This window comes from Methylobacterium sp. Gmos3 (assembly GCF_056430985.1).
The window spans coordinates 230,938-246,961 of the sequence record NZ_JBWJYL010000008.1 but is presented as its reverse complement, the minus strand read 5'-3'; the positions used below and the strand labels follow the sequence as shown (position 1 = coordinate 246,961).

Below are 16,024 nucleotides of genomic sequence, written 5' to 3'. Positions count from 1 at the left end.
CGTGAGAATCCTGCTTCCGCTCGTCGGCCTCGTCGCTTTCTTCGCCCTGTGGGAGGCGGTGCCGCTGACGGGGCTCGTGAACCCCGCCTTCCTGCCGCCGCCTTCGGTGCTGCCGGCGGCGTTCCTGCGGGAATGGAATTCCGGCCAGTGGGCCGCCGCCATCGGCGGAAGCCTCGGGCACTACGTCCTCGGCCTCGGCATCGGCGTCTGCCTCGGCATCGCGGCGGGCACCGTGACGGGCCTGTTCCGGACAGCCGAGGGGCTGACTGCCTGGGTGGTGCGGGTGCTCCGTCCGGTGCCCGGCCTCGCCTGGGTGCCGTTCGCCATCATCTGGTTCGGGGTGAGCCCGGCGGCGGCGGTGTTCATCATCGCCATCGGCGTGTTCTGGATCGTCTATTTCGCGAGCCACGGCGCGATCCGGGGCGTGGATCGCGACCTGCTGGAACTGGCCGAGGCGTTCGGCTTCCGCTCGGCGCCCGAGCGGCTGATCAAGGTGGTGTGGCCGGCGGCGATGCCCGGCATCCTCGTCGGCGTGCGCACCGCCCTGGGGCAGGCCTGGATGGCGGTCGTGGCGGCCGAGATCTTCGGCGTCCCCGGCCTCGGCCAGCGGATGATGCAGGCCTCGACCCTCCTCGCGACCGACATCGTCGTCATTTACATGCTGACCATGGCGCTCCTGTACGGGCTGATGGACGCCGTCTTCACCTTCCTTCAGGGGCGGCTTCTGCAATGGCGGGCCTGATCGGCATACGGGGCCTCGCCCTCACCTTCACCCGCGACGGCACCCGCACCAAGGTGCTCGAAGGGCTCGACCTCGACATCGCCTCCGGCGAGTTCCTGGCCATCGTCGGCGCCTCGGGTGTCGGCAAGTCGACGCTGCTGCGGGTCATCGCCGACCTCGTGCGCCCGAGCGAAGGCACGGTGACGGTCAGTCCGCCGGAGCCGGGGCGGCGGTCGGTGGCGCTGGTGTTCCAGGATTCCCGCCTGCTGCCGTGGCGGCGGATCCTCGACAACGTCGCGTTCGGCCTCGAAAAGCTCAGGATCGGTCGGGCCGAACGACGGACGCGGGCCCAAGCCGCCCTCAACCGGGTGGGCTTAGGCGACCTCGGGCACCGTTGGACGTTCCAGCTCTCGGGCGGCCAGCGCCAGCGGGTGGCGCTCGCCCGCGCTCTTGCCGTCGAGCCACACGTGCTTCTGATGGACGAGCCCTTCTCGGCCCTCGACGCCCTGACCCGCGAGTCGTTGCAGGACGAACTGATCCGCCTGTGCCGCGCCGCCGGCCAGACGGTGCTGTTCGTGACCCACGACATCGAGGAGGCCGTCTACCTCGCGGATCGCGTCGTGGTCCTGGCGGGGGCGCCGGGCCGGATACGCGCCACGCACCTCATCGATGCGCCGCATCCGCGCGACAGGTCGGCGCCGGCGCTACAGGAGTTCGCGCAGCAGATCCGGGGCGACCTCCTGCTGACGGACCGGATCGCGGCCTGACTCTTCGCCGAACCATTCACCCGCCGGCATGAGGCGTCCCGTGAAGCTCATCCCCGTCACCGATCTCCTGTCCGTTGCCGGCCAGCCCGATCTCTCGGAGATCGAAGCCCTCGGCCATGGAGGCACGCGGCTTCTCATCAACAACCGGCCGGATGGGGAGGAAGCGGGCCAGCCGGGTAGCGTCGCGGAGGCCGAGGCGGCCGAGCGCGCGGGCCTGACCTATCGCCACATCCCCGTCACGGGCGCCACGATCAGCCGGGACGACGTCCGCCGCTTCCAGCAGGCCGTGCGCGCGGCCGAGGGTCCGGTCGTGGCCCATTGCCGAAGCGGCACCCGCTCGCTCACCCTCTGGGTGATCGGGGAAGTCCTGGACGGCCGTCTCTCACGGGGCGAGGTAGTCGAGTTCGGAGCCCGGCGCGGCATCGATCTCTCCGGTGCCCTCCGCTGGCTTCAGGAGAACGATCCAGCCTGAGACACGCCCATCAGGACGCCGCCGTCTGGTTCTTCCGGCGGATTGCCAGCGACAACGAACGCTTCGGCATGGCGATGGTCTGGCTTGGCCAGCGGGATCGGCGTCCGCATGATCTCGGCGCGACCCTCCGCGGCAGGCTGCCCGCCACCCCGTGACGCGGCAGGGGCGGCGACCTACCTCGGCTTAGGCGACACTCCATCTCCGAACCGGAGCGGCGTCACCCGGCCCGGCATCGCTCACGATGCCATGGGGATCGGTCGTGCGTGCGAGGCGGGAGAGCGGTGATGCGTGTCAGGATATCCAAGGTCGGGTGCGCGCTCTCGATCGTCCTGCCGGTCGCGCTCGCGGCGGCGCCGAGTGTCGGGACCTGTGCGCCGGTACAAGCGAAGGCTTGGCGTTTCCCCGTGCCGGATGCCGACGGGACGGTCCGCAGCCGCGACCTCGTGCAGCGCATTGCCGGCGAGGCCCCGTCGCCGATGGTGAACGACCCGGCGGTCTCGGTGGGGGATGTTTCGGTCGGGCCTGGCCAACGCTCCGTTCAGGTGCCGATCACGCTCTCGGAGCCGACGAACCATACCATCGTCCTGAAATGGGGGACACAGAACGGCGACGGGACGTGGAGCGGAGGGCAATACAACGCGGTTGCCGGATGGGTGATCTTTCAGCCCGGCGAGGCCCGCAAGGCCGTCACCGTCGCGCTGACGAAGGATCTGGCTCCGACCCAGACGATCAAGGTGGCGATCATGGCGCGGCCCAACGTGCCGCCCGCCACCATCGCCCAGGCCACGGGCCTGATCCGGGGCGGCGGTGCGAGCAACGCCCAGCCGATGGCGGCGAAGGGCACGCCGCTTCCGAGGCGCCCATCCGGCAAGGCCCTGGCATGGTCGGTCAATTTCGCGGATCCGCGTTTCTGCGTCACCGACACGGGGAAAAGCCGGGACGGCAAGCCCTGCTGGCAGGGGCGGCCGACGCACGGGCTTTCCCAATCCGGAAACAAGGAGACGGGCCTCTACGCCTCGCCCGACCGTTTCCCCGCCGTGACGATGACCGGCCTCGGACCGGACGGGAAGCGCTTCATTCAACTGGAGCGGCATCCGGATGGGCTCAGCGAGGGCGGCAAGCCCTTCCTCCATCCCTGGGACCAGAAGCCCTTCGTCTATTCATCCGCGATGCTTCAGGCATCGAAGCTGCCGGCGGTCATTCGCTCCGGCTCCTATGTGGAGGCGCGGCTGAGGATCGATCTCGTGCAAGGCCTTTGGCCCGCCTTCTGGCTGTTGCCGACCGACGGCTCGTGGCCCCCCGAAATCGATGTGCTCGAAGGCTTCTGGAACAAGGGCAAGGTTGCCCCCGACAACCTGACGATGACGGTGCATTGGCGGCTGGCCGATGGGAGGCGAGGCGGCTACGGCACGGATGTTCCGATCGCCACCCTGGTGCCGGGCTTCGATGTCCGCGACTGGCACGTCTACGGCGTGTTCATCGAGGACGACCGGCTGACCTACTATGTCGATGATGTGCCGGTGTGGCAGGCTCCGAACGGGGCCCGGCGGGGCGTATCCTGGTATCCGCTGTTCGACGTGACGACCGGCGGCGCCGTGGGAGAGCCCCCGCCCGACGCGCCGCTGCCCGCGAAGATGGGGCTCGACTGGCTCAAGGTCTGGAATTGAGCGCTCGGCTCACCCGAAGAGCGCGACGCCGAGGACGTAGACGGTGCTGCCGACCAGATCGAGGGCCGCAAAATCGCCCACAGCCTTCCCGGAAGCGACATGGTCATGGGTGAGCAGGTGGACCACCGCCGCGACGGCGAGGGAGCACACGAACATCAGGGCCCAGATCGCCTTGGTCGACCGAAACATCAGTGCCGAGATCGAGACCAGGAGGGAGGACTTGAGCATGGTGCGCCTGCCAGTTCCGTCAGGCCCTCGCATATAGGTCGCGGCTCGGCGATCGATCACTCCGAGACCGCGACGCCCACCACGTAGGTGAAGCTGCCCACCACATCGAGTACGAAGAGCATCAAAGCCGCTTCGGCCATGGTGAGTCCTTCGATCGTCGTGACGTGCAGGGTTGCGCCGACGGACAGCACGCAGATGATCATCAATGCCCACAGCGCCCGGGTCGAATTCATGACCAAGGCAGCGATTGCGAGGACCAGTGCGGATTTCAGCATGACGGCGCAGCCCTATTAGATTGCGCGCAAAAGACACGGTGCTTGCGGCGAGACAAGGACATGGTAGTTCACCGAAGCACAAATTTTAGTGATCGCGCTGACAAGATCAGTCGATCGATCACCGGAATGTGTCTCTCCGGAACGATTATGGTCGAACCGGATGTATTCAGGCCGGATCACGATCCCGGGGTCTTCGGCGTGATTCGTGCAAGACGCAATGGACGATAGGAGCGAAAAAGGCGCCATGACCGATCGAACAGGGCAATGCCATTGCGGTGCGGTTCGATTTACGGTGACGCTCGTCGACGGCTTCAGCACGATCCGCCGGTGCACCTGCTCCTACTGCCGGATGCGGGGCGCGGTCGTGGTCTCGGCGGAAATGGGAAGCATCCGGTTTTTGAAGGGTGAAGACGCGCTGACGAGCTACCGTTTCAACACCGGAACGGCGCAGCATTTCTTCTGCTCACGCTGCGGGATCTACACCCATCATCAACGGCGTTCCAACCCGAACCTCTACGGTGTGAACGTGGCCTGTCTCGACGGCGTCAGCCCATTCGATTTCACAGACGTGCCCGTGGTCGACGGCGTCAATCATCCGAGTGATACCGGGCAGGAGACGCGGCGCGTCGGGACGCTCCGCTTCGAACCAGCCCCCTGACGCGGTGTCATGTGGGATTAACCCTGAAGATGCTGGCCGGACCGACCGGCAAAAAATCCGAGGGATCGTCCGGCACGACACTTTGAGCGCCGCCCGCCAGCGGCACGACCAGCCGATTGGATTGAATCACCGGCTCGCAGATCCCTTGGCAAATCGGCGCGACCAGATCGGTCGGTGGGCACACTGCCCGCATCTGCCCACCGACGCATGCACACTGGCATCGCGCCCAAGCGGGCGATGCCAGTATCAGAAGAGAGGCGGCGAGCATCAGCGATCGCATGGGAGGGCTACCTTCGCCTCACGTGGGCATCGTGTTCCAGTACCACAGCGGGTGCGTCATCCGGCTGAGCGGCCCTTGTATCATCGAATGCGTCGGCGTCGGCTTGGTACACGGTCTTTCGCGCTCAGCGCACCTTGCGCCCAGGCTCGGCCCTCGCTCCCTTCGCGCGCGGGAGGTGCCGCGCGGGTAGAATCCCACGTCGCGAACTACCATTGCTTGCGATTGAAGATGGGCCCCAGGGCCGAAGCCCTGGGTTCTGTTTCTACGGCTGCCCTGCCGCAAGATGCTTACGCCGCGAGGCGGGCATCCATGACAACGTTATCGTTGGCATTTAGAGTTTTGGTCAGGTGCCCGGAACAGGGGTTGCCTGCGCCAGACCGGTCGAGTCCTTACCGAAAGCCGCATCTTATCCTGCCGAAGCAGGGTAGAACTCGCGATCCCTTTACCGTCCAGTCGATCCTGTTTCGCCCCCAGCAGAAGCACCCTGGCAGCGCGCGACCCGCAACGCCGGGCGCTCGCTCTACCCCCGTGCGGTATCCGGGGCAGGATGCTTTTGGTGGAGGCGCCGGGTACCGCCCCCGGGTCCTGAAACGTTATTATGAACCGGTCATCAACCTCACGGGTATCATACGCCGTGGCGAGCGATAGGTCCACCGTCCCCCGGGGGGATCGCGATCTGCGCCATCAGTCGACTCGGCCGGGATGACACGCGCATGCGGTGCGACCGACCCGCCAAAGGCGAGGAATGTTGCGGCATCAGCTTAGGCAACGGGGATTTGGGCTTTGCAGATCGGAGTTTCTATCGGAATGCCTGTCGGGACAGTCATTCCACACCGATCTCAATAATGGTCGGAGTGGCGGGATTTGAACCTGCGAATCCCACGTCCCGAACGCGTTTCCGCTCGACCTTGCTGTCGTCGTTTGAAGTGAAACAAGGATGATCGGCCCGCTTTGTTCACGTTCAGTGGACGGGAAAGTGTCCTGGTTGGCGTCCCGGCACTGTTACGTCCGCCGATCGCCGTGAGCGTCCCCTGGAAGTGCTCGGGGCAGTGGTGGCCATAGACTTAATGCAGGGCTTCCAGCGTCACGCCGAAGTAGATGCAAGCCTCCTACGGCGGACAACCGCCGCGCAGCGCCAACGTGATCGCGGTGTGGCGGAACGAGTGCTGGATCACGTCGGCATCGAAGGCCGGTCTTCTCTCGCCGCGCGGAAGGCGTTGTTGATCCGCCCTACCCTCTTGCCCTGCCACTCGACGACGAAGCGCTCGGCGATGCCGGTTCGCTCCCATCGGCGAAGGTGCGCGAGGAGCCTCGGGTGCAGCGGCGCGGGCGGTTGCCGCTTCGTGGTCTGGCGTGAGCCCGGCGCGCGTCGATAAAAGATGCCGTGCTCAGGTCGACGTAGCCGCTGCCAACGATTGGCCGGATGGCGGCACCACAGATCGCGCCGGCCCTGTGCCTGTGTAGAGCGCGATGAGGATGAACCGGGCGACAAGCTGACGCGAGCGGCGACCCGTGGCGTGCCCCTTCTGCACCTCGCGTAAGCGCCATACCGCCCAGAGCAGTTGGGCGACCTCAGACCTCGTGAGCCAGCGCTCGCGGGCAGAGCCGCGCTTCGGCACCACCACCGGCACAGGCGAGGCGAGATGGCCCTCGCGGTGGTAGTAGTTGATCGCCGCCCGGAAGTCCTCCAGCTCGAGCCGGGCGACGGCGAGTCCGCGGTGCTCGGCATAGTCGCGGCAAGCGCGGCCGGTCACGGTGGACAAACGCTTCCCCCCGAAGAACGAGAGGACATTGCCGAGCCGGCCCGCGATCTCCTTCGGCCGGGCCTTCTTGCTGGCGATGTCGTCGAGGTAGACCGAAACTACGTCGGAGACCCAGACCTGAGCGAGGTCACGGTCGCTCTCGCGCGCGGGTTCGTGCTTTTCGGCGATGTAGGCGGCGAGCCGCTTTTCAGCCGCTCCAGCCTCATCACCGCGGCAGCCTGTGCGGACTTTCCGTCTTCCGTCTCGGATGATCCAGGACGCGTGCCGGGTGATCCGACCTTGGGAATCAGTCTCCGCTCCTTCGAGCTTGAGATGGGGGCCTTCGGAGCGGCGCTGCATAGCTCGATCATCTCCGCAATCGCAAGTAGCGTAGTCCGGTCTTTCCCCGCCACGCGCGAGACAGCAAGTCGCTGGCGGGCCGCCTCGCTGCGCAGGCCGGCGCCGGTCATCGCGCCACCGGGAAAGGCGATGGCTGCGGCTACGTCGAACTGCAGCGGCGTGTCGTCATCAATCTCGGCCCGGTCGGGGATTCGCGCGCTACGGGGCATCAGCGCGGACCCTCCAGCAGCAAGGGCTCGGTCGGCACGCCGAGGAGATCCTCGGCACCTACGGGGCAACTTGCTCCGGCGCGACGATGATCTCAGCGAGCCGGTCGTGACCGATACCGGCGAGCCCCCGGCGACGGTCGACCCGAACGGCGTCGCGCAGACCGGCGATGTGAACTGGCGGATCGATGCCGCGACCCCGCCCGGTTGGGTGCGGATGAACGGCCGCACCATCGGCGCGTCAGGATCCGGGGCCACCGAGTTCGCCGACGCCTCGGCCGCCGCCCTCTTTGCCTTCCTCTGGTCGACGTTCGCCGATGGAATCGCCTCCGTCGTCGGCGGGCGCGGCCAGTCCGTCAGCGCCGATTTCTCGGCCGGCAAGCAGATCACCATCCCGACGATGCAGGGGCTCACCGCCGCCGGCCTCGACGATATGGGATCGAGCCCCTCCGGTCGGATGCAGACGATCACAGCCCTCACCCTGACGGCAGGCTCGACCACCGCGCAGGTCGCCGACGCGTCGCGCCTCGCCCCCGGGATGCAGGTGATCGCCGACGGGATCTTGCTCGGGACGTTCATCGCGGCCATCATCCGAACGACGATCACGCTCTCCCAAGCCGCTGCAGCTGGGTCCACGGGTACGGTTTCGGCGCGCTTCTCACTGATGGGCGATGCGCAGAACCCCGGTCAAACGCGCGGCGACTGCATCGTCGGCCTGTCGGTCGATCAGCTCGCGCCCGTCACGCCCAGCGGGACGATCGACGCAATCCCGGACCACCAGCACCAGGTCAACTTCAACTTCGAGCAGGCCTACACTGGCGGTGGGACCAACGGTGCCGTTGGATCGGTCGGCCAGCCCGCATCGAACCAGAACGGCCTCAGTCAACCCGCAGGCGGGCAGACCCTCGCCTTCCACGGCCAGTCCTTCGGTCGCGGCCAAGCCCACCCCAACATCCAGCCGACCCGCTTTGGCGCCTTCTACATGAAGGTCTGATCCCGATGCCGTCCTTCATAAACACGCTCGGCGCCCGTCCCCGGCGTGGACAGTGGCGGTTCCGGCACATCTTCCGCGCGAGCGACGCCCTCAGGCGGCTCGACGTCACCGACGCGGGGCTGATTGACTTCTCGTCCTGCCCTGAGGTCCTGCTCACCGTGACGCTGCGCGACCCCTGGCTTCGCCGCTGATGCGGGTACTGGAACGGGTCGTGTTCCGAGCCGCAGCCCGTGCTTTCCGCCGGCACCCTCACGGTCGCCAACCCCGGCATCGTCGAGGCGGTTTTCCCGGCCGGCTCGCTGCTCGCCTTTCCCCCCGGCCTCTACGACGTGCGCGTAGCGGTCACGATCGGCCCGAAGACGGAAGAGATCCTCTGCGAACCGGTCGAATTCGCCTGAGGCCGTCCATGTGGAGCTATCCCATCCGTCCGACCTTCCCCATCGACGTCCGCGCGCCGAGCGGCGCGGTGAAGGTCGGACGACAGGGCGCGTCCGTCACCCTCGACATCGACGGTGCCGGCGTGGCGTCCACGCTCATCACGCCCGCGCAGTTCTATGGCGCGCTGGAGGCATTCTCGCCGGGCGCCTCAGGAACCATCCAGGCCGCCGTGCCGAGCGATCCGACAAATGCGACCAACCGAGCCTTCCGCCTGACGAGCTTCATAACGCCCGGCTGCGCGCTTCTCGTCTTCATCGCCTCGACGCTCGGGCTCACCGCGTCGCAGGACACGTATCTGCTCGCCCAAGCCGCCCTCAAACCTAAGTGACAGGCGCAATGCTCCGACTGATCTCGAAGGCCCTCGTCGCGCTCGCGCTTTTGGCCGGGCCCTTGGCGGCCCAGACCTTCACGCTGCCCGAGCTTGGGCTGCAAAACTCCGGCGCCTGCCGCCAGCCCGCGCCCCGCAACCGTGCGAGCGGCGCCATGGTCGCGCTCGGGTGCGTCGACACGACCTCCAGCGCCTGGAAGCCGCTCGGCGACGGATCCCGGATGAGCGTCCCGACCTCGCTGCCCGGTGGCATCGCCGGGACGCTCGGCCAGATCAACGGCGCGACGCTCAACCTCGCACAGGATGGCACGTGGGGCGCTTCTCAGGCCGACAACGACCGGATCTTCGCGTCGGCCTTGACATACAGCAGCAACCCGATGCTGCCCCCGGTGACGATCGATATCCCGATGGGGACGCAGCGGCTCACCGTGCCGCGCAATCTTGTCACCACGAAGCCGTTCAAGCTCCGGTGCGCCGGTCGTGGCGACAGCAAGATCATCGTCGACACCGGCTCGGCCAACCTGCTGACGATCACCCAGCGGACGGTGGGTGCGCAGGTCGCGATCGAAGGCTGCGAGTTCCAGGCGGCGGCACCCGGCGTGGCGACGCCCATCGTGGTCAAGTACGCCGGGACGGCCGCAGGGCCGTCGCTGTTCTACCAGTACAGCAGCCTGACGATCCGCGACGTTTCATTCGTCGGCCTCGGCAACACCGACACAGCCGGCGTCAATTATTTCCTCAACGGCGCCGAGATATTCAATGCGTGGCAGCCGATCATCTCGGGCTTCCACTTCACGGGCGCAGTCGGGAGCCGCCGCGCTGCCCAGAACGGGCTGATCTTCCATTATAGCTTCGCGGCACAGGTCCACGACTACTTCGCACAGTACGCGGTGCGCGGGATCTATGATCCAGGGGACGCGACCAACGGCCAGAACAGCGAAGGGCTTGCCGTCCACAGCGGCGAGATCGTCGATGTCGATTACGGCATGGAGCTAATCGGCACGGACGCCGATCCAGGCCTGATCGTCGGTCCTGTCCATATCAATGCGGGCAAGTCTTGCATCCGGACGGTCTACAAGAGCCAGTTCGATATTGGCCGGGTGCTTTGCTACAAGCTCGCGGGCGACGCGAACGACTTCAACGGCTTCGACATCTCAAACGCCGCCTACGGCAACATCTCGTCCGTGCAGATCGGAGATAGCCGCTCTTCGAACACCGGAGGGGCATTCACCGGGATCAAGCTGACGAATAGCTTTGGCGTGACGGTTAACGGGGTGCAGGCGCAGAATTGGCAGAACACCGCCAACTCGCTTCTCTACCTCGCCGGCACGACGAACGGCACGCGGATCAGCAACCTGGACGCCTCGCTGGTGCCGGGCCTGACCGCAATCGGCTTTGATCCCAGCATCGGCACGAACAACCTCTTCACCAATGTGCTCCCCGCCGTGGTGCAGGGGCTCGCGATCAACAGCGCCACGCCCTCGGTCGGTAACGACCGCTCGGGGATGTGGACCACCGCAAACACGGCGGCGACCTCCATCACGAACCTCACCAACGGCGTTCCCGGTCAGCGCATCGTCGTATTCTTCACCGATGCGACGACGACCGTCGTCCACGGCGGCCCGATCCGACTGAAGGGCGCGACCAACGCGTCGCCCCCGGCGGGCGGAACGATCACGCTCCAGTATTTCGGGGCCTACTGGGTCGAACTCTCGCGCAGCTTCTAGCTGCCGCGACGGCTCGCCCCCTCCTGAAATGTCCCCCGTGCTGGCCGCCCTGTGCGGCCTTTTCCCTTTTGCAGGGATGCCGCGACATGGCCATCGACCTCGACCGCGCGGCGTTCTTCGACGCCGTGCGCCGCCAGCCGTTCGCCGGGCAACTGACCGCGCCGCAGGTCGCGGGCATGGAAGCGATCCTCGACGCCTGCCCGCCGGATCTCGGCGTCGAGACGACGGCCTACTGCCTCGCCACCACGTTCCACGAGACGGCGCGGCGGATGCAGCCCATTGAAGAGATCGGGCGCGGCCGGGGCAAGAGCTACGGACCCACGGGCTTCTGGGGCCGAGGCTACGTACAGCTCACGTGGCAGGCGAACTATGCCCGGGCGACGAAGGAACTGCGCGCACGCGGTGTCCTGAAGGCGACCGAGGACCTGGTGAAGACACCGGCCCTCGCGATGCGGCCAGACGTGGCGGCGGCGATCCTGTTCTACGGGATGATCGAGGGCTGGTTCACCGGCAAGTTGCTCGCAGACTTTTTCGGCCCCGGCCGCTCTGACCCGAAGGGCGCGCGGCGCATCATCAACGGCACGGACTGCGACGCGCTGATCGCGGGCTACCACGCTCAGTTCCGGGTGGCGCTGATCACCTCGGTGCGGATCGCGGACCCGGCGCCGCCGCCGAAGGTGCCCGATCCGCTCGCGCCGATCACGGCGCCGCAGCCCGCTCCGAGCCTGCCCAAGCCCACCCCCTCCGGCGGGCTTTCTTCTGCGCCGAGCCCGGCTTCTGGTCGCGCGTCCACACCCTCCTCTCTCGGAAGGCCGCCTGAGATGAACCTGCTTCAGCGCGTTAACGCGCGCCTCATCGGCGTCCGGCTCTACTCGCTCGCCATCCTGTTCGCCCTGCCCGACGCGCTGAACGCGGTGGTCGGCTTCGATTGATCGTCCGTGCTGCCCCCCGCATATGCTGGCTACCGCGCCCGGATCGGCTCGGCCCTGGCGCTCGCCCGCCTCGCCCTGCCCCCGGTGCTCAAGAACATCCGCGAGGCCGCGCGACCGCCCAGCTCGCCGCCCTGACGGGGGCGCGCGCTGATCGCCGCCCTCGCAGCAATCGGCGGCTTCCTCTCGAAGCTGTTCGGCCCCGGCTTCGCTAGCGCGGTCGTCGCCTACCTCGACAAGCGCTCCGACAATGGGGTGCTGACGAACGGGCAGAACGTGACCAAAGACGTCACGGTCTCGCGGGCGAAACTCTCCGCCTACGTCGAGGAGCGGAAGTTCGTCGCGCAGGAGCGCGCGGACCAGCACCTCTCGCCGTGGACGGCCTGGATGATCCCGATGGCGTTCGGGTTCTGCATGATCCACTTCGGCGCGATCGTGCTGGACTCGACCTTCCTGTTCCACTGGCAGGTGGCGAAGCTGCCCGAGCGCTACGACGCGATGGAGAACGCCATCGTGCTCTCGGTGATCGGCGTCGCCGGCATCGCGCCGACCGTCCGCCGGATCTTCGGCAAGTAGCTCCTCACCCTCCCCCAGTGAGTGGGAGGCTCGGCCTGGAGGTCAGACATGGATACCTCGTTCCTGTCGCCCGGCGCGATCACCTGGGCACAGGTGGTCGCCTTCGCGATCTTCCCCTCCAGCCTGGGCAGGACCGTTGATTGTCTGGTCGGGAAGCTGCTGATGGGCATGAAGGAGGCGGTGTCTCCGCTGACCATCGACATGGCGGCGGCCAAGATCGAGATCCGGGCGCTCGACGAGAAGCTGAACGCCTTCAAGATCGAGGTCGCCCGAACCTACATCACCGCCGACGTGATCGCTCGCCTCGAACGGCGCATCGACGACTTGGTGACCTCGGTGCGGGAGCGGATGGAAGACACCCGGGAGACGATGCTCACGGCCGTCACGGGGCACCGACCACGCTGACGCCGTTGACGTCCGTCAACACCCGCGCGCGCCCCTGGCTTCGGCCGGGGGCGCTCTTTTCGCGTTTCAGAGACCGTCGCGCCGGGGCCACACGGGCTCGGTCTCCGGGCCCTTCCGCCCGCAGGCTGTGCAGCGCAGGTACAGGCCGACGTCTCTCACGGCCATTGTGCTCGGGAACCGATCCAGTGCGACTTCGCCCTCGTGCCGGCAGGGTGGCGGGCAAATTGCGCGGATGGCTCAGGCAATCACGTGGAAAATCATTTTGCTCTTCGTGACTTAGTCTTGGAGCGCGGCCAGTCGGATTATCAACGCCGGCCATGCTAACTACGAACGGGCTACTTAAAATAAGTTGGTGCCTCATAGCATTTCTAGAAGATAGACAGATGTCATATTATATATGGAGAGCTTATAAATTCGATTTTTGCCCTCAAGATTTTCGACTCCACAATGTTTCGAAGAATTTATCTTGAACAAAATCCGTGCGATCAACGTATTTGAACCAATTGTTGCTCATATTAAAATCTTCTCGCTGGTATGAAATTCCATCAAGGTTGTTATTACTTTCGATCCACTGTTTGATGTAAACGTAGTTTGCTACTTTTTCATCAAACAAACTCAAATACAAATCGACTTGTTCTTTCGTCATTTCAGCTAAATTACTTATAGCAATCCCTGCGTCGAAGGATTTATTCGGCATCTTGGCGAATTGATCCGGAGTGAGAAAGGCAATATCCGCTTTCTGAAATTCATCAATTATACCAGAAACCTCTTGCCAGCCTGAAAACGGAAAGATTTTCCTTTCATCAAATATTTGGGATAAATACCATTGAGCAATAAACAGTGCTGGAGGAATATCTACAATGGTATATTTTACGTGAGCACTTTTTAGCATTACATAAGCAAGTCGACCATATCCTGCGCCAATCTCAACAAACGAGACGCGTTTTCTTTGTTCAAATGCTGTCTCCCAAGGCCAAGAAATTACGTTTCTCTCGCGTATCGAATTTGCTAAATCTTGTGATACCAGCTTTCCACGGAGATATGTTGGTATTGGGTTTCCAATTCTAGGCTCTTCCAAAGCTTCAGCCAAGCCATTTGGGTATGATAACGATGTATATTGCCATAGCAATCCAACGAACAGTTTGTATAGCAGCTTACCATCGGGCGTACTCAACGGATTTTTGAGGAAAAAACTTTCAGCCTCATCGTCTCCGATAAGTTCAACCCTAAAAGCGTCCAAAGACGGGTATTCAGATGTCAATTTTAGCAAAGATTTGAACTGGTTATCGTCAGGACCACTAAGTATCCAATTATAGTAATTTTGATTAATAGATCTCTTGAAATTCTGAAGACCTGTATCTCGCAGCTGGGCAAGATTTGCCTCCTTAAATGTCGACCAAAAAACAGAAGGTCTAAAAATCTCATCTACGCTATCAATATGACGGATCATTTCGGACAATATTTCGTCTTCGGCTTGCGTAAGACCACGTCCCATAGAAATATCCTTCGAATCCGTTACTAGATTCATTGCTGACTTAATCGCAGTATGTCAATTGTGGGAAGCTTCTCTGCAGCGGGAAGATCGCGCGGATGGCCTGGACGCCGTTCCCCACCGCGTTGGCCAGATCCATCGGCGCGATCTCCCGGCCCTCGCGGTCGTCGGCGCGGCGGGGATTGCGGCGGTTACGCGGGACGGGATCGCCTCGACCGTTTGAGTAGGCGGTAGCTGAGTATTGGGGCTCGCTCATCGCTAATCCGCCCGGCAAGCCCTAAGCACAGCTCGCCCCTTAGCTGTCAGAAACCATGTCCGTCCATACGGGTCGCTGATACGAGAAGCGGCCCGCTCCTGCGCTAGGCCCAACTCCACCAGTAACGGCATCGTGCCCGGGTAGGCGTCGAGGCGCAAGCCGACCCGCGCTTCGCCACTTGCACGCCGGGCGTTTAGATCGCGGCCTCGGATCGGAGGCCTCATCTCGCGGTCGGCGTCGCCAGAATCACGGCGGTGCGCACCATCGTGCGCCGTAACGTCTCGATTGTGCCCTTGTCGGCAAGCGCTGCCTTCGCCGGTCGGTGCTCTCTTACTGCCGCCCCGACATCAAGCACATGGCTGCGGGCGAACTCGAAGGGCTCGGCCTTCGGCTTGGCGATGTAGGCCTCGACCGCCGCCGAGATCTCCGCATCGGTGCCGACCGCCTTCCTGCGCAGGTCGCCAATGGTCTGGGACGGTTCCATCGCCATGCCAATGCACTTCTCGCTCGACCGGGGAGCGCCATGCTGCATCGCAATAATTTGACGTTGGCGTCCCGGTAAACGTCCCAGCACGGCGCGGTGTGCAGGTCGGCGGGTGGCTGAGTCTCGGGAAAGATTGGTCGGAGTGGCAGGATTTGAACCTGCGACCCCCACGTCCCGAACGTGGTGCGCTACCAGACTGCGCTACACTCCGAAGGCCGGCGGGCGCTGTGGCGCGACCGGCGAGCCGGCTTATAGCGGCGCCCTTCCCAGGCCGCAAGCGTCCTCGCCATCATTTCGCATCGTTCATGTCCGCCCAGGTTGCAGGAAGGGGTCTCACGGTGATGTTCACCCCGGCGGCCATCACGGCGATCGTGGCGAAAGCCCCGTGCGCGGGCTCGATCGTCGCCAGCGTCCAGGGCTCGGTGCCTCCGGCGATCCTCAAGAGCCGGGCCGGATCCGGGGGAACCGTGACGGAAAAGCTGGAGAGCGGCTGCGAGAAGCCGGCGCCGAGGGCCTTCACCACCGCCTCTTTCCGGGTCCAAAGGCCGAAGAAAGCCGCCTCCCGCGCGCCGGCCGGCAGGGCCGCCAGGGCCGATTCCTCGTCCGGGGCGAAATGGCTCCGGGCGATGCGCAGCGCGTCCGGCAGCGGTCGGCGGATCTCGACGTCGACGCCGATCCGCGTGCCTCGGACCATGCCGATCACAGCGATGTCGCCGGAATGCGAGAGATTCACGTCGAGGCCCGTATCGGCCGGCTCGGCGATGTAGGGCCGTCCGGTGGCTTCCCGGCCGAAACGCAGGCGCTCGGGCGTCACCCCGAGCTCCGCCCCGAGCGTGAGGCGGAAGGCGGCGTGGCTCGACAGGAATCGGTCCCGGTCGGCCGGGCGCAGGAAACGATCCGCGCGGGCTCTCTCCTCCTCGCTGAGCAGCGCGGCGCATCGGGCGAGCCGGCCGGCATCGCGGGCGAGCGCGGCGATGACGACATCGGCGATCACCGCATCCGCCCCTCTCCTCGCCCGC

At 65.0% G+C, this 16,024-nt stretch carries 21 protein-coding genes, 1 tRNA gene and 1 other RNA gene; 14 read left to right on the top strand and 9 right to left on the bottom strand.

The window, feature by feature from the left end; translation table 11 throughout:
* Position 1 precedes the first annotated feature (1 nt).
* The 4 genes from ACS5Q7_RS18385 (at position 2) to ACS5Q7_RS18370 (ending at position 3,627) form a co-directional block, all read left to right on the top strand.
* On the top strand, positions 2-742 hold the full coding sequence (locus tag ACS5Q7_RS18385) for an ABC transporter permease (protein ID WP_478340708.1): 741 nt from the start codon (positions 2-4) through the stop codon (positions 740-742).
* The gene (locus ACS5Q7_RS18380; RefSeq protein WP_478340707.1) at positions 730-1,488 is read left to right on the top strand and encodes an ABC transporter ATP-binding protein; all 759 of its coding nucleotides are present in this window, start codon (positions 730-732) and stop codon (positions 1,486-1,488) included. The genes ACS5Q7_RS18385 and ACS5Q7_RS18380 overlap by 13 nt, the downstream gene beginning before the upstream one ends.
* 40 nt (positions 1,489-1,528) lie before the next feature.
* Positions 1,529-1,960 (top strand): protein tyrosine phosphatase family protein, encoded by a 432-nt coding sequence (locus tag ACS5Q7_RS18375; RefSeq protein ID WP_478340706.1) that lies wholly within the window; start codon positions 1,529-1,531, stop codon positions 1,958-1,960.
* Between the two features lie 284 nt (positions 1,961-2,244).
* A complete protein-coding gene (locus ACS5Q7_RS18370) occupies positions 2,245-3,627 on the top strand; it encodes a family 16 glycosylhydrolase (protein ID WP_478340705.1) in 1,383 nt (460 codons plus the stop codon).
* Between the two features lie 9 nt (positions 3,628-3,636).
* Here ACS5Q7_RS18370 and ACS5Q7_RS18365 read toward each other — a convergent pair whose 3' ends face one another.
* Both ACS5Q7_RS18365 and ACS5Q7_RS18360 read right to left on the bottom strand, forming a co-directional pair.
* Positions 3,637-3,855, bottom strand: coding sequence for a hypothetical protein (locus ACS5Q7_RS18365; protein WP_478340704.1), 219 nt, complete (start codon positions 3,853-3,855; stop codon positions 3,637-3,639).
* 56 nt (positions 3,856-3,911) lie between these two features.
* On the bottom strand, positions 3,912-4,130 hold the full coding sequence (locus ACS5Q7_RS18360; protein WP_478340703.1) for a hypothetical protein: 219 nt from the start codon (positions 4,128-4,130) through the stop codon (positions 3,912-3,914).
* Between the two features lie 244 nt (positions 4,131-4,374).
* On the opposite strand from ACS5Q7_RS18360, the gene ACS5Q7_RS18355 reads away from it, so the two are divergent.
* On the top strand, positions 4,375-4,788 hold the full coding sequence (locus ACS5Q7_RS18355; RefSeq protein WP_478340702.1) for a GFA family protein: 414 nt from the start codon (positions 4,375-4,377) through the stop codon (positions 4,786-4,788).
* Positions 4,789-5,502: 714 nt separating this feature from the next.
* On the opposite strand, the gene ssrA is transcribed toward ACS5Q7_RS18355, so the two are convergent.
* Together ssrA and ACS5Q7_RS18345 are read right to left on the bottom strand one after the other, a co-directional pair.
* Positions 5,503-5,674, bottom strand: a transfer-messenger RNA (tmRNA) gene (gene ssrA / locus ACS5Q7_RS18350).
* A gap of 782 nt (positions 5,675-6,456) precedes the next feature.
* Positions 6,457-7,170: a hypothetical protein gene (locus ACS5Q7_RS18345; RefSeq protein WP_478340701.1), complete on the bottom strand. Its 714-nt coding sequence runs from the start codon at positions 7,168-7,170 to the stop codon at positions 6,457-6,459.
* A 315-nt stretch (positions 7,171-7,485) separates the two neighbouring features.
* On the opposite strand from ACS5Q7_RS18345, the gene ACS5Q7_RS18340 reads away from it, so the two are divergent.
* The 9 genes from ACS5Q7_RS18340 to ACS5Q7_RS18300 all read left to right on the top strand — a co-directional run bounded on the left by ACS5Q7_RS18340 (position 7,486) and on the right by ACS5Q7_RS18300 (position 12,773).
* Positions 7,486-8,370, top strand: a complete 885-nt coding sequence (locus ACS5Q7_RS18340; RefSeq protein ID WP_478340700.1) for a hypothetical protein — start codon at positions 7,486-7,488, stop codon at positions 8,368-8,370.
* A 5-nt stretch (positions 8,371-8,375) separates the two neighbouring features.
* Positions 8,376-8,561: a hypothetical protein gene (locus ACS5Q7_RS18335; protein WP_478340699.1), complete on the top strand. Its 186-nt coding sequence runs from the start codon at positions 8,376-8,378 to the stop codon at positions 8,559-8,561.
* Between the two features lie 39 nt (positions 8,562-8,600).
* Complete coding sequence (locus ACS5Q7_RS18330) at positions 8,601-8,768, top strand: hypothetical protein (RefSeq protein WP_478340698.1); 168 nt, start codon at positions 8,601-8,603, stop codon at positions 8,766-8,768.
* Between the two features lie 8 nt (positions 8,769-8,776).
* Complete coding sequence (locus tag ACS5Q7_RS18325) at positions 8,777-9,136, top strand: ATP-binding protein (protein ID WP_478340697.1); 360 nt, start codon at positions 8,777-8,779, stop codon at positions 9,134-9,136.
* 8 nt (positions 9,137-9,144) lie between these two features.
* Positions 9,145-10,863 (top strand): hypothetical protein, encoded by a 1,719-nt coding sequence (locus tag ACS5Q7_RS18320; protein ID WP_478340696.1) that lies wholly within the window; start codon positions 9,145-9,147, stop codon positions 10,861-10,863.
* A gap of 86 nt (positions 10,864-10,949) precedes the next feature.
* On the top strand, positions 10,950-11,795 hold the full coding sequence (locus ACS5Q7_RS18315; RefSeq protein WP_478340695.1) for a hypothetical protein: 846 nt from the start codon (positions 10,950-10,952) through the stop codon (positions 11,793-11,795).
* 6 nt (positions 11,796-11,801) lie between these two features.
* Entirely contained in the window at positions 11,802-11,930 is a 129-nt protein-coding gene (locus ACS5Q7_RS18310; protein WP_478340694.1) for a hypothetical protein, read from the top strand.
* A gap of 138 nt (positions 11,931-12,068) precedes the next feature.
* Positions 12,069-12,368, top strand: a complete 300-nt coding sequence (locus ACS5Q7_RS18305; protein WP_478340693.1) for a hypothetical protein — start codon at positions 12,069-12,071, stop codon at positions 12,366-12,368.
* Between the two features lie 48 nt (positions 12,369-12,416).
* Entirely contained in the window at positions 12,417-12,773 is a 357-nt protein-coding gene (locus ACS5Q7_RS18300; RefSeq protein ID WP_478340692.1) for a hypothetical protein, read from the top strand.
* A gap of 427 nt (positions 12,774-13,200) precedes the next feature.
* Here the strand turns inward: ACS5Q7_RS18300 and ACS5Q7_RS18295 are convergent, their stop codons facing one another.
* From ACS5Q7_RS18295 to ACS5Q7_RS18275, 5 genes are all read right to left on the bottom strand, one after another.
* Entirely contained in the window at positions 13,201-14,268 is a 1,068-nt protein-coding gene (locus ACS5Q7_RS18295) for a putative sugar O-methyltransferase (protein WP_478340691.1), read from the bottom strand.
* Between the two features lie 40 nt (positions 14,269-14,308).
* On the bottom strand, positions 14,309-14,521 hold the full coding sequence (locus ACS5Q7_RS18290; protein WP_478340690.1) for a hypothetical protein: 213 nt from the start codon (positions 14,519-14,521) through the stop codon (positions 14,309-14,311).
* Between the two features lie 220 nt (positions 14,522-14,741).
* Positions 14,742-15,011 (bottom strand): hypothetical protein, encoded by a 270-nt coding sequence (locus tag ACS5Q7_RS18285; RefSeq protein WP_478340689.1) that lies wholly within the window; start codon positions 15,009-15,011, stop codon positions 14,742-14,744.
* Between the two features lie 128 nt (positions 15,012-15,139).
* Positions 15,140-15,216, bottom strand: a tRNA-Pro gene (locus ACS5Q7_RS18280).
* A gap of 78 nt (positions 15,217-15,294) precedes the next feature.
* The gene (locus ACS5Q7_RS18275) at positions 15,295-15,999 is read right to left on the bottom strand and encodes a 4'-phosphopantetheinyl transferase family protein (protein WP_478340688.1); all 705 of its coding nucleotides are present in this window, start codon (positions 15,997-15,999) and stop codon (positions 15,295-15,297) included.
* Positions 16,000-16,024: the final 25 nt, after the last annotated feature.